This is a genomic window from Streptomyces sp. NPDC031497, assembly GCF_055580905.1.
Window position 1 is genome coordinate 423,562 of record NZ_JBVIKO010000004.1, and the last position, 14,044, is coordinate 437,605.

A 14,044-nucleotide genomic window follows, 5' to 3' on the forward strand; every position below is an offset into this window, starting at 1 on the left:
CGGTGATCCTCACGGTCACGCTGAACACCGCTCTCGACATCACCTACCGGGTCGGCGCACTGCGCCCGCACACCTCGCACCGCGTCTCGGACGTCACCGAACGGCCGGGCGGCAAGGGCGTGAACGTGGCCCGGGTGCTGGCCGCGCTGAGGCACGAGACGACGGTCACCGGCTTCGCGGGCGGCGCCACCGGACACACGGTACGGGAGCGGCTCGCCGGGGTGCCGGGGGTGCGGGACGCGCTGCTGACGGTCAGCGGGCCGACCCGTCGCACCATCGCGGTCGTGGACGAACTGACCGGTGACACGACCCAGTTGAACGAGCCGGGCCCGCAGATAACCCCCGCCGAATGGGGCGCCTTCCTCGACCACTATGAGGAACTGCTGCCCGGCGCCTCGGCGGTGGCGCTGTGCGGGAGCCTGCCGCCGGGAGTGCCGGTGGGCGCGTACGCGGGGCTGATAAAGAGCGCGCGGGCCGCCGCTGTCCCCGTCCTCCTCGACACCAGCGGGGAGCCGCTGCGGCGCGGGGTGGCCGCCCGCCCGGACCTGGTCAAGCCGAACGCCGTCGAACTGGCCGAACTCACCGGATCCCACGACCCGGCACGCGCCACCCAGGACGCCCGCCGACGCGGGGCGCGGACGGTCGTCGCCTCACTGGGCCCGCAGGGCCTGCTGGCGCTCACCCCGGAGGGCCGCTGGCATGCCGTCCCGCCCGCCCGGGAGCACGGCAACCCGACCGGCGCGGGTGACTCAGCGGTCGCCGGCCTGCTGTCCGGCCTGGTCGGGCAACTCCCCTGGCCGGACCGCCTGTCCCGCGCGGTGGCCTTGTCGGCGGCGACGGTACGGGCCCCGGCGGCCGGGGAGTTCGACCGCACGACCTACGAGAAGCTGCTCGGCCAGGTCACGGTGACCGGTGGGCCTGCGGCCGCTTAGTCCTTGTTCGTGTGCTTGCCCTGCCTCAGCCACATCTGGTCCAGCAGGACGTCGCAACTGTCGCCGCTCTGACAGGACAGGGAGATGACGTTGGTGCCCTTGGTGAGGGTGGGGTACGTGTAGCTGGTCGTCCAGGCCTTGGTCGGGTCGCTCTGGCCCGTGTAGTTGTCCAGGGGGAACTTGCTGCCGAACGTCTTGCCGTTGATGGACAGCGTCATGCTCTCGTCCTGTACGGCGCTGTAGTGCGCGTAGACGGTGTAGAGACCGTCCGACGGGATGCCGTTGACCGTCCAGGTGACGCCGGCGCCGGTCTGGCTGAAGTTGGTGACGTAGATGCCGCCGTCGGACTTCGCGCCCTTGACGTCCGAGGCCGTGCTCGCGCCGCCGTCCAGGTGGAAGGTCTTCGCGTCGACCGGCGCGATATCGCCGGACGTCGACGCCGAGCTGGTGCTCGACGGCGACGGTGAGGCGCTCTGGGACGCGGACACGGAAGGGGAGGCGTCGCCGCTCGCCTTGTCGTCGTCCGAGTTGCCGTTCATCATCGCGACGCTGATGCCTATGACGACCGCGGCGACCACCGCGATGGCACCGATGAGGAGGCCCTTGGTGTTCGGGCCCCGGCCGCGGCCGGAGGACGGCATCTGCTGGCGGCCGGTCGGCGCGCCGCCCGGGAAGGTCTCCGGGGCCTGGTAGGCCGCGGACGGCTGCTGCCCGTAGCCGCCGGCGCCGGGCTGCTGCTGCGGGATGGTCTGGCCGCCGCCGTACTGCGGTGCCTGCTGCTGTCCGCCGTACGTGCGCTCACCGACCGAGCGCACTCTGCTGACCGCGTTCGGGTAGCCGTAGCCACCGGAGCCGGACGGCGGCTGGGCCCCTCTGGCCTGGCCGTCGGCGTACAGGTAGCCGAACGGGTCGTCGTCCTCGGGCGTGCTCGCGCCGTTGTCGCCGGGCGTCATCCCTTGGTACTCCTCAACAGGTGCGGGCGGATGCGGTACAGGTATTGAGAGTCGAGCCTACCCGGTCTGACTGAGCCAAACGGGTGACTCAGACCGCATCAATGCGATGACCTGCGGATCATCCGGCGCGGCGATGTTGTTTGGGACGAGATCGTTTCTCTACGTACATCCGCTCGTCGGCGGATTTCAGGACTTCGTCCGCCGTCATGCCGCAGTGCGCCCACCCGATGCCGAAGCTGGCGCCCACCCGGACGGCCCGGCCCTCGGCGCGGATCGGCTGGATGATCTCGTTGCGCAGGCGTACGGCGAGGTCCTGGGCGTCGGCCTTGCCGAGCCCGTCGGCGAGGATCACGAACTCGTCGCCGCCGAGACGGGCCACCGTGTCCCCGTCGCGCACCCCCCGGCTGAGCCGCCGGGCGACCTCGATGAGGACCGCGTCGCCCGCGTTGTGCCCGAACCGGTCGTTGATCGACTTGAAGCCGTCGAGGTCACAGAAGAGCACCGCGAGCCCCTTGGCGCCGTCGTCTCGGCCGTCCTCGGGGGCGACGGTGTGCACATGGTGGTCGAAGCCGTCGTACGACTGGGTCGACGCGGCGAAGTCGAAGCCGTGGCCGTTGGCGTCGTAGGCGGGGTGGCCGTAGGCCGCGTCCAGGGACTCCAGGCCGTCGCTGTCGGCGCGCCGGCAGAGCCGGGAGGCGAGGCGGGAGCGGAGCTCGGCGGAGTTCGGCAGGCCGGTGAGGGAGTCGTGGGAGGCGCGGTGGGCGAGCTGGAGCTCGCGGCGCTTGCGCTCCTCTATGTCCTCGACGTGGGTGAGGAGGAAACGGGGCCCGTCGGCCGCGTCGGCGACCACGGAGTTGCGGAGCGAGACCCAGACGTAGGTGCCGTCGCGGCGGCCGAGGCGGAGTTCCGCGCGGCCGCCCTCCGCCGACGTACGCAGCAGGGTGCCGATGTCCTCGGGGTGGACCAGGTCGGAGAAGGAGTAGCGGCGCATCGCGGAGGCGGGGCGGCCCAGCAGGCGGCACAGGGCGTCGTTGGTGCGGAGTATTCGGCCGTGCTGGTCGCCGCCCATCTCGGCTATCGCCATGCCGGAGGGGGCGTACTCGAAGGCCTGCCGGAAGGACTCCTCGCTGGCGCGCAGGGCCTGCTGCTCGCGCTCCAGCCTGACCAGTGCCCGCTGCATGTTCGCACGTAGACGCGCGTTGCTGATCGCGATCGCGGCCTGGAAGGCGTACATCTGCAGGGCCTCGCGGCCCCAGGCGCCGGGGTGCCGGCCGTTGCGCGGGCGGTCCACGGAGATCACGCCGAGCAGTTCGCCGCAGGAGCTGCCCGAGATGCCGGGCGTGTACATGGGGGCGAAGAGCCGGTCCGAGGGGTGCCACTCGTCCTCGAAGCGGGGCGCGGGGCCGTCGGTGTACCACTGCGGGACGTCGTCGTCGTCGAGGACCCAGCCCTCGGTGTGCGGTATGAAGACGAGGTCGCCCCACTTCTCGCCCATGTTCAACCGCCGGTCCCAGGAGTCACGGGAGCCGACCCGGCCGGTGATCAGGGCCTCGGCGGCGGAGTTGCCGGAGAGGGCCGCGACCACGAGATCGCCGTCGGGGCGTACGAGGTTCACGCACGCCATCTCGAACCCGAGGGCGGTGATCACGCCGTCGGCGACGGTCTGCAGGGTGTCCGCCAGGCTGCGGGCCGTGTTCATGTCGGCCATGACCTGATGCAGTTGTCGCAGGGACGCAAGACGGACGTAGGGTTCCGACTCGGTCTCCATGTTCGCCCTCCCCCCGAGACCTCGCAGCGAATCAAGGGTCTGCTTCGGCGCTACTTTTCCCTGCCACTGAATCACAGCGCGCTGCCCACTCGGTACACAGGGTCAACAATAAATGCCCCTTGTGACTCAAGTCACAGGAGAACGTGAGCAATTGCGTGGAGTTTCTGCGTTTTCCCTGTGCGTTTACTGAACACAGCCTTTGTGGGTGTGTGCACATGATGCACGTTACGAGCTTTCACCCCGCCCTTGGTCCTAGGACCCGGCTCGGGCCGATGGCCGATGCGGGCGCGCAAGAGCCGAGATTAGCGTTTCCGGCGTGCTGAAGACTCCCTCCCTCACCGCCGCAGAAGCCACCGGGCATGCTGTGGGGGTGAGCAACGAAGCGTTCAAGGCGGCCCTGGCCCGGCTGGCCGCGGGCGTGGTCCTGGTGACCGCGCAGGAGCCGTCGCTGGACCCGGACGACCCGCTGGCGCCGACCGGCGAGGACGTCGGCATGACCGCCACGGCGTTCATGTCGGTGTCGCTCGACCCGCCATTGGTGCTGGTCAGCCTGCGTGAGGGCTCCCGAATGGACGACCTGCTCGACGAACAGCCGCGGTGGGCGGTCTCCGTGCTGACCGAGAGCCAGCGCCACATCGCCGGCCGCTTCGCGATGAAGGGCCGCATCAGCGACCGCCTGCTCTTCGAGGACATTCCGTACGTGCGCGGCGAGGCCTCGGGCGCGCCCCTGGTCGGCGGCGCCCTCGCGACCCTGGAGTGCCGCACCGAGCAGCGGGTGGCGGCCGGGGACCACACCCTTGTGATCGGCCGCGTCCTCACCGCCGAACTGCCGAGCGCGGAAGGCGGACCGCTGATGTATTTCCGGGGCCGATACCGGCAGCTGGAATGAAACCGCGCGGTCTGTTTTTCAATTTCCGCGGGCACGTGCCGAAAGGCCGATCCGGGACGCGATGCGAGACGCCGCGATCGATGCGAAGCGATCGAAGCGATGCGATGCGATGCGATCGCGAACGAATGTGAAAGACATGACCCGTGCCGGGCGATGGCCGGCTGGTCGCGACCGAGAATCCCGGTGAGCTCATGTTGATCTCACCGCGGGGAAGTTCTGGGGAAAGTTCAAAGGGTGGCCGTCAAGACCAGTCGCGGCCCGAGCGGCCCCGCTTGGTGTCCGAGCGCTGCTTCTTCTCGCGCAGCCGGCGTTCGTTGATGCCACGCGGGATGCGGGTCGGTGTGCGGGGCTTGGGCGGGGGTGCGCTGGCCTCGGCAAGGAGGGTCGCGAGACGCACCGCGGCGGTCTCACGGTTGCGCCACTGGGAGCGGTGCTCGGACGCCCGCACGACGACCACGCCGTCGACGAGCCGCCCGGCCAGCCGTGCCAGCGCCCGCTCCTTCCACACCGGTGGCAGGGCCTCGGTGTTGGCGAGGTCGAAGCGCAGCTCCACCTGCGAGTCACTGGTGTTGACGTGCTGCCCGCCCGGCCCGGACGACCGCGAGAAACGCCAGTTGAGCTCGGCCTCGGGGAGCGAGACGGAGCCACGGATGACATACGGACCGGACATGCCCCCATGGTCGCGCGTCTGACCGGCGCACGTCACGCGATTATCGCGCATCACCCGTTTGGCAAAGAAAGTAAAGCGACCTGGAACCTTCGGTACCCCTCGTCGCGTTCATAGGGGTAGCTGTAGCTTCAAGCCCGTACGCCGCACGGCCGTACGCAAACGAGGGAAAGGACTCCCGACCATGGCTGTAAGCCTGTCCAAGGGTGGCAACGTCTCGCTCACCAAGGAGGCTCCAGGCCTGACCGCCGTCACCGTGGGCCTCGGCTGGGACGTCCGCACCACCACCGGCACGGACTTCGACCTCGACGCCTCGGCGATCGCGGTCAACACGCAGGGCAAGGTCTACTCCGACGGCCACTTCGTCTTCTTCAACAACAAGCAGACCCCGGACAACACGATCGTCCACACGGGCGACAACCGCACGGGTGAAGGCGCCGGCGACGACGAGGCGATCAACGTCAACCTGGCGGCCCTCCCGGCCGACATCGACAAGATCGTCTTCCCGGTCTCGATCTACGACGCGGAGACCCGCTCGCAGAACTTCGGCCAGGTCCGCAACGCCTACATCCGCATCGTCAACCAGGCCGGCGGCGCCGAGATCGCCCGCTACGACCTCTCCGAGGACGCGGCGACGGAGACGGCGATGGTCTTCGGCGAGCTGTACCGCAACGGCGCGGAGTGGAAGTTCCGCGCGGTGGGCCAGGGCTACGCGTCCGGCCTGGTCGGCATCGCCCAGGACTTCGGCGTCAACGTCTGACGGTCGCTGCGCTTGGCGGGAGCCCCTGGCCGGGTGGTTGCGGCCGGGGGCTCCCGGCTTCCGCTCACTTCACGGGCGCGGACGCGTACGACACGAAGGCCGCCCAGGCGGAGGGGGCGAGAGCGAGCCGGGGGCCGGGGGTGGTGGGCGTGTGCGTGTACGCGTACTTGGAGTCGCGGATGTGGATGGTGGTGGGGGTGGGGGCTATTTCGAGGCAGCTGTCGCCCTCGGGGCCGTCGCTGTAGCTGCTCTTGAACCAGGCCAGGGCTACTTCTACGCAGGACTCTCCGTTAGTGCCGTCGCTGTAGCTGCTCTTGAACCACGCCAGGTCGGCGATGTCCCCGGCGGAGGCCTTGCGGATCATGTTTCTCCCAGCAGTTGTTCGATGAAGGCCGACGATTCCCTAGGGGAGAGCGCCTGCGCCCGGATGGTGCCATATTGCAGCTCGATGACACGAAGCTGTTTCGGATCGGTGGTCGGGCGCCCGTTGAACATGCCTTCAGCGCGTCCTACAGCCGTTCCGTCGGGGAACTTCAGTAGCTCGATCCTGCCGTCCAGCCCAGGATGGGCATCGGTGACCGTCGGCATGATCTGAAGGGTGACGTTTCGCAAGCGCCCCACCTCCAGCAGGCGTTCGAGCTGCTGCCGTTGAACCATTGTGCCTCCGACCGGTCGGCGCAGCACGGTCTCTTCCAGCACGAAGTGAAGCGACGGAGCCGGGTCCCGTTCCAAGACCGCTTGCCGAGCCAAGCGAGCGGTCACCATGCGCTCCACGTCGTCCGGCGAGTACGGCGGTTGGGCTGCCTCGATCAGGGCGCGCGCATGCTCAGCGGTCTGCAACAGCCCGCTGATGCTGTTGCACACATACACCCCGATCTCCACCGCCTGCCCCTCCAACTTGGCAAGCTCCCGCACCTTCTTCGGATACCGGACCCTCTTCACGTCCTCCCAGGTCGCCGAGATCAGCCCGCCCGCGCCAAGGACCTCGTCCGCCCGGTTCAGGTACTCCTGACGGGGAATCCGCTTCCCGCCCTCGACCTTGTAGACCATGTCCTCGCCGTAGCCGACCACCTCCCCGAACTCGGCGGCGCGCATCCCCACCGCCTCCCGCCGCAGCTTCAGCTGACGCCCGACGGTGGCGATGACCGCCACGCCCCAGTCGTCGTCCGGGTCGACCTCCCAGCCCGGCTCGGTCACCTCGCCACTGTCCACGCTCATCCCTCAACCCCTTTGTGCCGTACGCCCGTACCCGCGACCGCCCCTACCCGTACGACCGCGACCGACAGCCAGGACAGCACTGGACAAGCACCGGACAGTCACCGTACGCAAGGGCTTCGTCACTGGTCACGGTATGCATGCCCGGCCACGCTGAGTGACGTGAACGATGAAATCTCCACCCCCGTCCGCAACATGAGCCTGCGGCTCTCGTCCACGCCCCGGGGCGCCCGCCTGGCACGACTGCTGGCCGCCGAGCAACTGCGTGCCTGGGGGCTGCCGTTGGATCCGGCGAGGCAGATCGTGGCCGAGCTGGCGGCGAACGCGGCGACGCACGGGCGGGTGCCGGGACGCGACTTCGGCCTCACGCTCTACGTCGTGGGGGACACCCTGCGGATCGAGGTCACGGACACCCGCGGTGACCGCACGCCGCACACCCGACCCCCCTCACCGGACGCCGAGTCGGGCCGAGGTCTCGTCCTCGTGGAGGCGCTGGCCGACAAGTGGGGCGTGGCCCCGGGGCTGTCGCCGCGCAAGACGGTGTGGGCCGAGATCGGGGTGTCGCCGTAGCCCGGAAACGCGGGCTTCGGTCCCGAGGGACGTCACCACCTAAGGAACGACGGGGAGAAAGAACTCCCGCCAAGCCCCACCCCTCCCGCCCGTCGCGCAGAGTCACTCCCGCGAGTGAATATGCCCAACTCGGCTGGATTTGAGGAGGGTTGCGTGCCCTACGCTCGGCGCAACAACCGCAGAAAAACTTCGGCCCTCGCCGGGACGGGCAATCCCAGTGCGAGGGCCTAACCACCCAGGAAGACGAACCCTTCCCGATGGATACGAAAAACCCTAGCGCGCCCTCGTGCGCCGAGTCCCGTGTTGCCGCCAAGAAGCACCCGAACCGGGGGTCCGGCGGCCTCATGCACGACAACTCCCGCCACACCTCCCACTTCGTGGTGATCGGCAACCACCTCGCCCAGCACCCCACCCTCTCGGCGCTCGCCATCGGGTTCGGCGTGCACATCCAGTCGCTCCCCAAGGGCGCCCGGGTGGACATCAAGAGCCTGGCGGCCCGCTTCCCGGAGGGCAGGGACCGTATCGGCGCCGCGCTGCGCGAGCTGGAGGCCGAGGGCTATCTCCGGCGCGAACGCGAGCGCGTGCCCGACGGCCGCATCATCACCCGCACGATCTCCTGCAACCAGCCCGGCCACCGCAGCCGCGCCCGCCAGACCGAAGCGTCGGTACGACCGAAGGCACCGCAGAAGCCCGCCCGCAAAGCCCTCCCACCCGTGCCACGCCCGGCCTGCCCCTCCCCCGCGCTGCTCCAGCAGGCCCTGGATCTACTCGCGGCCCTCCGCCGCCACGACTCACGGTTACTGCTGTCGGCCGTCGACGCGGCCCACCTGGCCCCCGGAGTCGCCGCCTGGCTGGAACGCGACGTCGCCCCCAGCGCCGTACGGCACGCCCTGACCGCAGACCTGCCGACCGAGCCGCTCCACAGGCCCGCCGCCCTCCTGGCCCACCGTCTGACGGACCGGCTGCCCGCGCCACCGCCCTTCCGCGCACCGGCTCCGCCACCAGCCGTGCCCACCCGGATCCACAACTGCGACAGCTGCGACCGAGGCTTCCGCTCGCCGGCACCTGGACTCTGCCGTGACTGCCGAACCGATCTCCCGGAGGAGACCTAGCATGAAAGCGACGATCCTTGCCCCTGGGCGCAGACGACGAGGAGCGAGCGCCATGACCATCGCACCGGACGACGCGCAGCAGGGCGCCTCCCATGTCTATCGAGCCATGCGGGAACTCGTTCAGTCCATGGACGACTCACTGCCTGGCAAATTCGAGATCACCAAGGAAGGAATCGTCCACGACATGTTGTCTCCGGGGGGACCACACGAAGTGACGGCAGCCCATATCAGCCGCCGCCTGGAGAGGACCATGCCGGACGAGTTGTTGGCGCACAACGGCACACCGGACGTGGAGGACGCGCCAGAAGGGATCATGCGCCACCCCGACGTGATGGTGATCGCGTGGGAAGACCTGAACGTCGAGGGCTCCATCGATCCGCACACCCTCATCGCCGCCATCGAGGTTGTCTCCCGTTCCAACCCTGAGAACGACTGGGTCACCAAGATGCGTGACTACCCCCTGATCGGCATCCCCGTCTACGCGGTCTTCGACCCCCGCACCGGCACCGGCGCCGTCCTCACCGACATCCGCCCCACCCCTGAAGGCCCCCGCTACGCCACCCGCCAGGACTTCGTCTACGGCGAGGACGTCACCATCGCCGACTGGACCATCCCGACCGACAACCTGCCGCGCTACAAGGACAGGACTGGCGAGCAGCACTGAGCGGGTGCGACTGTGACCGGCGACAGCCGGCACCCGCGTGCGGTCAGTGCTAGTCGTCCGGCGGCAGGCTGGGCACGTCGGCGCGGAAGAGGCTGACCAGCAACCCGTACGGCTCGCCATGTGCCGGGTCCGTGGGATGCGGCTCGGCGGCCATCGCGTGTAGTCGGAGCTCAAGGGCGCGCGCTTCGGCTTCGGTGAGCCAGAGGTGGCGCAGCGTGGTGTGCGAGGCCTGACCGGGCCCGTCCGGCAGCATCTCGCCGAGCGCGGCGTTGATGAGGAACTCCGGGCCGGCCGCCGCGTCCTGGTGCAACTTGAAGCTCTTGCTGACCAGCGCGAAGTACTGCTCGGTGCCGCCGCGCACCTGGCGGGTCTCGGCGAGCCTGACCAGTCCGGCCTCGCGAAGCACTCGTACGTGGTAGCCGATGGTCCCCTTGCTCATCCCCAGCGCGTCGGCGAGCTGGCGCAGCGTCGCGGGGCGCTGGCGGAACGCGTTGACCATGCGGTGGCGCACGGGATGCCCGAGGGCCTTGAACTGCTCGGCCGAGCTCAGCACGAGGTGGCCCTCCTCGCCGTGGAGGCCCTGCTCCCGGTCGGCGGCGGTCCCGCGCGGTGGTGGCTGATCTTCTGGCATGGCGAAAGTGTCCACGAATCTAAACGCTTTTGACAACCTCGCCGCGTCGGCACAGAATCCAGTGTCGAGAAAGTGGCGAGGAATCTCGTCGCTTAACCGGGAACCCAAGGAGTCCGATGCCCCTCGCCACGGCCCGTGTCACCACCACCCGCTCCGCCCGCTACCTCAAGCAGCTCGTCTCGCACATGGGCCACAAGGCCACCACCGCGCTCACCCCCGACGGACGCGGCACGATCACGGTCGCCTCCGGGACCTGCACCCTCACGACCACCCCGGACCGGCTGGAGCTGACCGCCTCCGCGGTCGACGCCGAGTCGCTGGCCCGGGTACAGGACGTGATCTCCCGTCACCTGGTGCGGTTCGCCGCCCAGGAGGAGCTCGCCGTCGAGTGGACCGCCCCCATCGACGGCGGCGAGCTGGAGCCCATCGCCCCCGCCGTCGACGCGTACCTGCTCAGCCACCACACACCGGCCGACGACGTCCTCGGGGAGCTGGCCGTCGCCACCCGCGAGGCCACCGCCGGTGCCGCGCACATGCAGGTCTCCTCCGACGAGGGCGCGCTGCTCACCATGCTGACCCGGCTGACCACCGCCCGTTTCGCGGTCGAGGTCGGCGTCTTCACCGGCTACTCGACCCTCTGTATCGCCCGCGGCCTGGCCGACGGCGGCCGGCTGCTCGCCTGCGACGTCAGCGAGGAGTGGACCTCGATCGGCCGGCCGTACTGGGAGCGCGCGGGCGTCGCCGACCGGATCGACCTGCGTATAGCCCCCGCGCTGGAGACGCTGCGCGCGCTGGACGCCGAGCCGGTCATCGACATCGCGTTCATCGACGCCGACAAGGACCACTACCCGGCGTACTACGAGGAGGTCGTGCGCCGACTGCGCCCCGGCGGGCTGGTGGTGCTGGACAACGTCTTCCTCGGCGGCCGCGTCCTCGACCCCGCGTACCAGCGGGCGGACCACCTGGCGGTGCGGCGGCTGAACGACCTGATCGCGATCGACGAACGGGTGGACTCGGTGATGCTGCCGGTACGCGACGGGGTGACCATCGCCCGACGCCGCTGACAGACGACCCGCACGCGACTGCCCGGCCTCACGGGGCGAACTCGCCGACGGACGGCCGCACCTGAGCCGGGGCATGTCTCTCCGATGTCCAGCTGAGGCCCGGACCGGCCGGATAGGTTGCCGACATGATCCTCGCCCCGCTCCCCCTCACCCCCGACCACGACATCCCGGGCCCGCTCCTCACCGAGCTCACCGCGCTGTACGCCTCCGATCGGGAGTTCCAGGCGCTCAGCGGGGACTTTCCGGATCCGGACGACATCCGGCCGGAGCAGGTGGCCGGTGCGCTGGCCGACGAGTTGGCGAACCCGGACGTGGAGGTACTGCTGGCGCGAGCCGAGGGGCGGCTGGTCGGGATGGCCGTCACGCTGGCCCGGCACCCCGACCCCGCCGACCCGGATCCGTGGATCGGGCTGCTGATGGTGGACGCGGGGGCGCGGGCGCGGGGATACGGGCGGCGGATCGCGGAGGGCGTCGAGGAGAGGTTCCGGGCGGCGGGGCGGGACGCCCTACGGCTCGCCGTGCTGGAGAACAACCCGAAGGGGCTCGCCTTCTGGACGGCCCTCGGGTACGAGGTGATCGGCCATCGCCCGGACCGTCAGCTGGGGCGGCCGTGTGCGGTGCTGCGCAAGGAGCTGGGTACGCCGGGGGCCTGAGGAGAGCTACGGCCGGGCCGGCTTGCCGTCGCCGTACAGCCAGTCCTTCCAGATCGCGCCGAAGTCCTTGCCGGGGGCCTTCTTCTCGACGTACGCGGTGAACTCGGCCGTGTTCGCGTTGCCGTGGCGGTGGGTGGCGGCCCAGCCCTGGATGATGTCGTAGAACGTGTCGTCGCCGACCTTCTGGCGGATCTTCTGGAGGACCATCGCACCCCGGTCGTACACCGGCGGCTCCGAGACGTACGCGGCGCTCGGCGGCTTCGCGGGCGGGAACCCCCAGACGGTCGAGTCGTCCGCGGGGGTGGCGTAGGTCTTGTCGAAGGTCTCCTGGGCGCTCGGGCCTCCGTGGTCCTCGTCCCACAGCCACTCGGCGTAGGTCGCGAAGCCCTCGTTGAGCCACATGTCCCGCCAGGTCTTCGGGGTGACGGAGTCGCCGTACCACTGGTGGGCGAGTTCGTGGACGAGGGTCGCGGTGTCCGGGGCGCCGGGGAAGACGGGCCGGTTCTGGGTCTCCAGGGCGTACCCGGAGTCCGCCGGGCGGTCGACGATCGCGCCGGTGGAGGAGAACGGGTAGGGGCCGAAGTTGTACGCCTCCCACTCGATGATCTCGGGGAGCTTCGCCAGTACCGCCCGGCTCGCCTTCACCTGCGTCGGGTCGACGGCGGTGTACACCGGCAGGCCGTCGGAGAGGGTGGAGCGGGTCACCGTGTAGTGGCCGACGGCGACCGTGGCGACGTAGCTCGCCATCGGCTCGGCGGTGTGCCAGACGAAGGTCGTACGGCCGTTCCTCGTCGTCTCGCTCTTCAACTCCCCGTTGGAGACGGCCTGGAGGCCCTTCGGCACGGTGACCGTGATGTCGTACGACGCCTTGTCGGAGGGGTGGTGGTTGCCGGGGAACCAGGCCATGGCGCCGACCGGCTCGCCGAGGCCGAGCGCACCGTCCGCGGTGCGCAGCCAGCCCTCCTTGGAGCCGTCGGGGTCGGTGATCGTCTCGGGGCGGCCCGAGTAGCGCACGGTCGTGGCGAAGGTCTCGCCCTTGTCCAGGTCGTCGTGCGGGCGGACGGTCAGCTCCTGGCCGGCCCGGTTCCAGCGGGCCGCCCTGCCCTCGACGGTGACCGAGTCGACGTGCAGCCCCCGGAGGTCGAGGTCGAAGGCGGACAGGTCCTGGCCGGCCCGGGCGGTGATCACGGCGGTGCCGGTGAGGCGGCGGGTGCCGGGGTCGTAGCCGAGGTCCAGGGCGTAGTGGCTCACGTCGTAACCGCCGTTGCCCGCCTTCGGGAAGTACGGGTCGTGGACGCCCGTGCCGCCCGGGGTGCCGTGGACCCCGCCGTCGCACGCGGCCAGCGTGAGGCAGAGCAGGACGGACGGCAGGACGGACGGGATGGCGGACGGGAATGCGAGCGCGGATCGGGGCACGCACGTGATCGTAGGACGCCATGACACCATCGACGACGTGCTCGACATCGGCTACGCCCTCTCCAACCGGTTCCCGGACCCGCCCCAGACCGACTATCGGCGGGTGGACGTCCACACGCTGCGCCACGACCTGTTCTGCGGGGACGTCTACCTCGCGGACACCAAGGCGGACCGGGAGCTGTCCACAGCCTGGGGATGGGTGCCGGTGCTCGACTTCGCGTGGGCGCTGTGCGACATCGTGGAGCGGATCGACCGCGACCCGGCGGGATCCCGGGCCGCCCGGCCCCAGCACGCGGAACTCGACTTCACCGAGTCCACCGACCGCATGCTCTTCGAACGCCGCTTCGGCTGGGTGGACGTCGAGGCGGACTGGATGCCGGCCGAGGAGCCTCCACTCAGCTTCTCCCACGCCGAACTGCGCCGGGAGGCACGGGACTTCCTGCACGATCTGATCGCCGACCTGACCGACATGCACGAGGGCCTGGCCGACAACCCGGCGATCTGGACGCTCCAGGCCCGTTTCCCGAGACTCTCCTGACCTCCTGGGCCGCCGAACGACGCCCGGGTGTACGGACGTTGACCGCCCGAAGAGCCGGGAGTGACAAGTGGGGCGGGAGTCGACGGAAGACGTTCCGCCTGGCCCGGGCGCCTTTACGTTGACTCCGTGCGGACGCAGCGACAGGCAGGCGACAGCGGAAAAGACGCCTCTCCCCCGGCACCGGTACCGGTCACCGCCAAGCCCATCGGCTC

At 70.0% G+C, this 14,044-nt stretch carries 16 protein-coding genes; 9 read left to right on the plus strand and 7 right to left on the minus strand.

Annotation, left to right across the window (positions count from 1 at the left end):
- Positions 1-2 precede the first annotated feature (2 nt).
- Positions 3-932 (plus strand): 1-phosphofructokinase family hexose kinase, encoded by a 930-nt coding sequence (locus tag ACZ5K7_RS10565; RefSeq protein WP_351711310.1) that lies wholly within the window; start codon positions 3-5, stop codon positions 930-932.
- On the opposite strand, the gene ACZ5K7_RS10570 is transcribed toward ACZ5K7_RS10565, so the two are convergent.
- Positions 929-1,885: a carbohydrate-binding protein gene (locus ACZ5K7_RS10570; RefSeq protein ID WP_351711308.1), complete on the minus strand. Its 957-nt coding sequence runs from the start codon at positions 1,883-1,885 to the stop codon at positions 929-931. The two genes, ACZ5K7_RS10565 and ACZ5K7_RS10570, sit on opposite strands and share 4 nt — an antisense overlap.
- Positions 1,886-2,003: 118 nt before the next feature.
- Positions 2,004-3,653, minus strand: coding sequence for a diguanylate cyclase CdgB (gene cdgB, locus ACZ5K7_RS10575; protein ID WP_351711306.1), 1,650 nt, complete (start codon positions 3,651-3,653; stop codon positions 2,004-2,006).
- A gap of 316 nt (positions 3,654-3,969) precedes the next feature.
- Here cdgB and ACZ5K7_RS10580 point away from each other — a divergent pair, with 316 nt between their 5' ends.
- On the plus strand, positions 3,970-4,542 hold the full coding sequence (locus ACZ5K7_RS10580; RefSeq protein ID WP_468912422.1) for a flavin reductase family protein: 573 nt from the start codon (positions 3,970-3,972) through the stop codon (positions 4,540-4,542).
- Positions 4,543-4,783: 241 nt separating this feature from the next.
- On the opposite strand, the gene arfB is transcribed toward ACZ5K7_RS10580, so the two are convergent.
- On the minus strand, positions 4,784-5,212 hold the full coding sequence (gene arfB / locus ACZ5K7_RS10585) for an alternative ribosome rescue aminoacyl-tRNA hydrolase ArfB (protein ID WP_351711301.1): 429 nt from the start codon (positions 5,210-5,212) through the stop codon (positions 4,784-4,786).
- 181 nt (positions 5,213-5,393) lie between these two features.
- On the opposite strand from arfB, the gene ACZ5K7_RS10590 reads away from it, so the two are divergent.
- A complete protein-coding gene (locus tag ACZ5K7_RS10590; protein ID WP_351321485.1) occupies positions 5,394-5,969 on the plus strand; it encodes a TerD family protein in 576 nt (191 codons plus the stop codon).
- 64 nt (positions 5,970-6,033) lie between these two features.
- On the opposite strand, the gene ACZ5K7_RS10595 is transcribed toward ACZ5K7_RS10590, so the two are convergent.
- Positions 6,034-6,333, minus strand: a complete 300-nt coding sequence (locus ACZ5K7_RS10595) for a DUF397 domain-containing protein (RefSeq protein ID WP_468912425.1) — start codon at positions 6,331-6,333, stop codon at positions 6,034-6,036.
- Positions 6,330-7,187 carry a helix-turn-helix domain-containing protein gene (locus ACZ5K7_RS10600; protein ID WP_468912427.1) on the minus strand — a complete coding sequence of 286 codons (858 nt, stop codon included), beginning with the start codon at positions 7,185-7,187 and terminating at the stop codon, positions 6,330-6,332. The genes ACZ5K7_RS10595 and ACZ5K7_RS10600 overlap by 4 nt, the downstream gene beginning before the upstream one ends.
- 192 nt (positions 7,188-7,379) lie before the next feature.
- Here ACZ5K7_RS10600 and ACZ5K7_RS10605 point away from each other — a divergent pair, with 192 nt between their 5' ends.
- The 3 genes from ACZ5K7_RS10605 to ACZ5K7_RS10615 all read left to right on the plus strand — a co-directional run bounded on the left by ACZ5K7_RS10605 (position 7,380) and on the right by ACZ5K7_RS10615 (position 9,530).
- Positions 7,380-7,754, plus strand: coding sequence for an ATP-binding protein (locus ACZ5K7_RS10605; protein WP_351711446.1), 375 nt, complete (start codon positions 7,380-7,382; stop codon positions 7,752-7,754).
- Between the two features lie 257 nt (positions 7,755-8,011).
- Entirely contained in the window at positions 8,012-8,866 is an 855-nt protein-coding gene (locus ACZ5K7_RS10610) for a helix-turn-helix domain-containing protein (protein ID WP_351711295.1), read from the plus strand.
- A gap of 52 nt (positions 8,867-8,918) precedes the next feature.
- A complete protein-coding gene (locus tag ACZ5K7_RS10615) occupies positions 8,919-9,530 on the plus strand; it encodes a Uma2 family endonuclease (RefSeq protein ID WP_468912430.1) in 612 nt (203 codons plus the stop codon).
- 49 nt (positions 9,531-9,579) lie between these two features.
- Here the strand turns inward: ACZ5K7_RS10615 and ACZ5K7_RS10620 are convergent, their stop codons facing one another.
- Complete coding sequence (locus ACZ5K7_RS10620; protein WP_468912432.1) at positions 9,580-10,161, minus strand: ArsR/SmtB family transcription factor; 582 nt, start codon at positions 10,159-10,161, stop codon at positions 9,580-9,582.
- A 116-nt stretch (positions 10,162-10,277) separates the two neighbouring features.
- Between ACZ5K7_RS10620 and ACZ5K7_RS10625 the strand changes: the two genes are divergently transcribed.
- Both ACZ5K7_RS10625 and ACZ5K7_RS10630 read left to right on the plus strand, forming a co-directional pair.
- A complete protein-coding gene (locus tag ACZ5K7_RS10625) occupies positions 10,278-11,225 on the plus strand; it encodes a DUF2218 domain-containing protein (protein ID WP_468912434.1) in 948 nt (315 codons plus the stop codon).
- 125 nt (positions 11,226-11,350) lie between these two features.
- The gene (locus tag ACZ5K7_RS10630; protein ID WP_351711291.1) at positions 11,351-11,878 is read left to right on the plus strand and encodes a GNAT family N-acetyltransferase; all 528 of its coding nucleotides are present in this window, start codon (positions 11,351-11,353) and stop codon (positions 11,876-11,878) included.
- A gap of 6 nt (positions 11,879-11,884) precedes the next feature.
- On the opposite strand, the gene ACZ5K7_RS10635 is transcribed toward ACZ5K7_RS10630, so the two are convergent.
- Complete coding sequence (locus tag ACZ5K7_RS10635; RefSeq protein ID WP_468912436.1) at positions 11,885-13,294, minus strand: M1 family metallopeptidase; 1,410 nt, start codon at positions 13,292-13,294, stop codon at positions 11,885-11,887.
- Positions 13,295-13,331: 37 nt separating this feature from the next.
- On the opposite strand from ACZ5K7_RS10635, the gene ACZ5K7_RS10640 reads away from it, so the two are divergent.
- On the plus strand, positions 13,332-13,832 hold the full coding sequence (locus tag ACZ5K7_RS10640) for a hypothetical protein (RefSeq protein ID WP_351709213.1): 501 nt from the start codon (positions 13,332-13,334) through the stop codon (positions 13,830-13,832).
- Positions 13,833-14,044 lie beyond the last annotated feature (212 nt).

Excerpts from the sequence above, each read along its gene's own strand:
- ACZ5K7_RS10570 (WP_351711308.1), bottom strand. The coding sequence starts at position 1,885 with ATGACGCCCGGCGACAACGGCGCGAGCACGCCCGAGGACGACGACCCG.
- cdgB (WP_351711306.1), bottom strand. The coding sequence starts at position 3,653 with ATGGAGACCGAGTCGGAACCCTACGTCCGTCTTGCGTCCCTGCGACAA.
- arfB (WP_351711301.1), bottom strand. The coding sequence starts at position 5,212 with ATGTCCGGTCCGTATGTCATCCGTGGCTCCGTCTCGCTCCCCGAGGCC.
- ACZ5K7_RS10590 (WP_351321485.1), top strand. The coding sequence starts at position 5,394 with ATGGCTGTAAGCCTGTCCAAGGGTGGCAACGTCTCGCTCACCAAGGAG.
- ACZ5K7_RS10595 (WP_468912425.1), bottom strand. The coding sequence starts at position 6,333 with ATGATCCGCAAGGCCTCCGCCGGGGACATCGCCGACCTGGCGTGGTTC.
- ACZ5K7_RS10600 (WP_468912427.1), bottom strand. The coding sequence starts at position 7,187 with ATGAGCGTGGACAGTGGCGAGGTGACCGAGCCGGGCTGGGAGGTCGAC.
- ACZ5K7_RS10605 (WP_351711446.1), top strand. The coding sequence starts at position 7,380 with ATGAGCCTGCGGCTCTCGTCCACGCCCCGGGGCGCCCGCCTGGCACGA.
- ACZ5K7_RS10610 (WP_351711295.1), top strand. The coding sequence starts at position 8,012 with ATGGATACGAAAAACCCTAGCGCGCCCTCGTGCGCCGAGTCCCGTGTT.
- ACZ5K7_RS10615 (WP_468912430.1), top strand. The coding sequence starts at position 8,919 with ATGACCATCGCACCGGACGACGCGCAGCAGGGCGCCTCCCATGTCTAT.
- ACZ5K7_RS10620 (WP_468912432.1), bottom strand. The coding sequence starts at position 10,161 with ATGCCAGAAGATCAGCCACCACCGCGCGGGACCGCCGCCGACCGGGAG.
- ACZ5K7_RS10625 (WP_468912434.1), top strand. The coding sequence starts at position 10,278 with ATGCCCCTCGCCACGGCCCGTGTCACCACCACCCGCTCCGCCCGCTAC.
- ACZ5K7_RS10630 (WP_351711291.1), top strand. The coding sequence starts at position 11,351 with ATGATCCTCGCCCCGCTCCCCCTCACCCCCGACCACGACATCCCGGGC.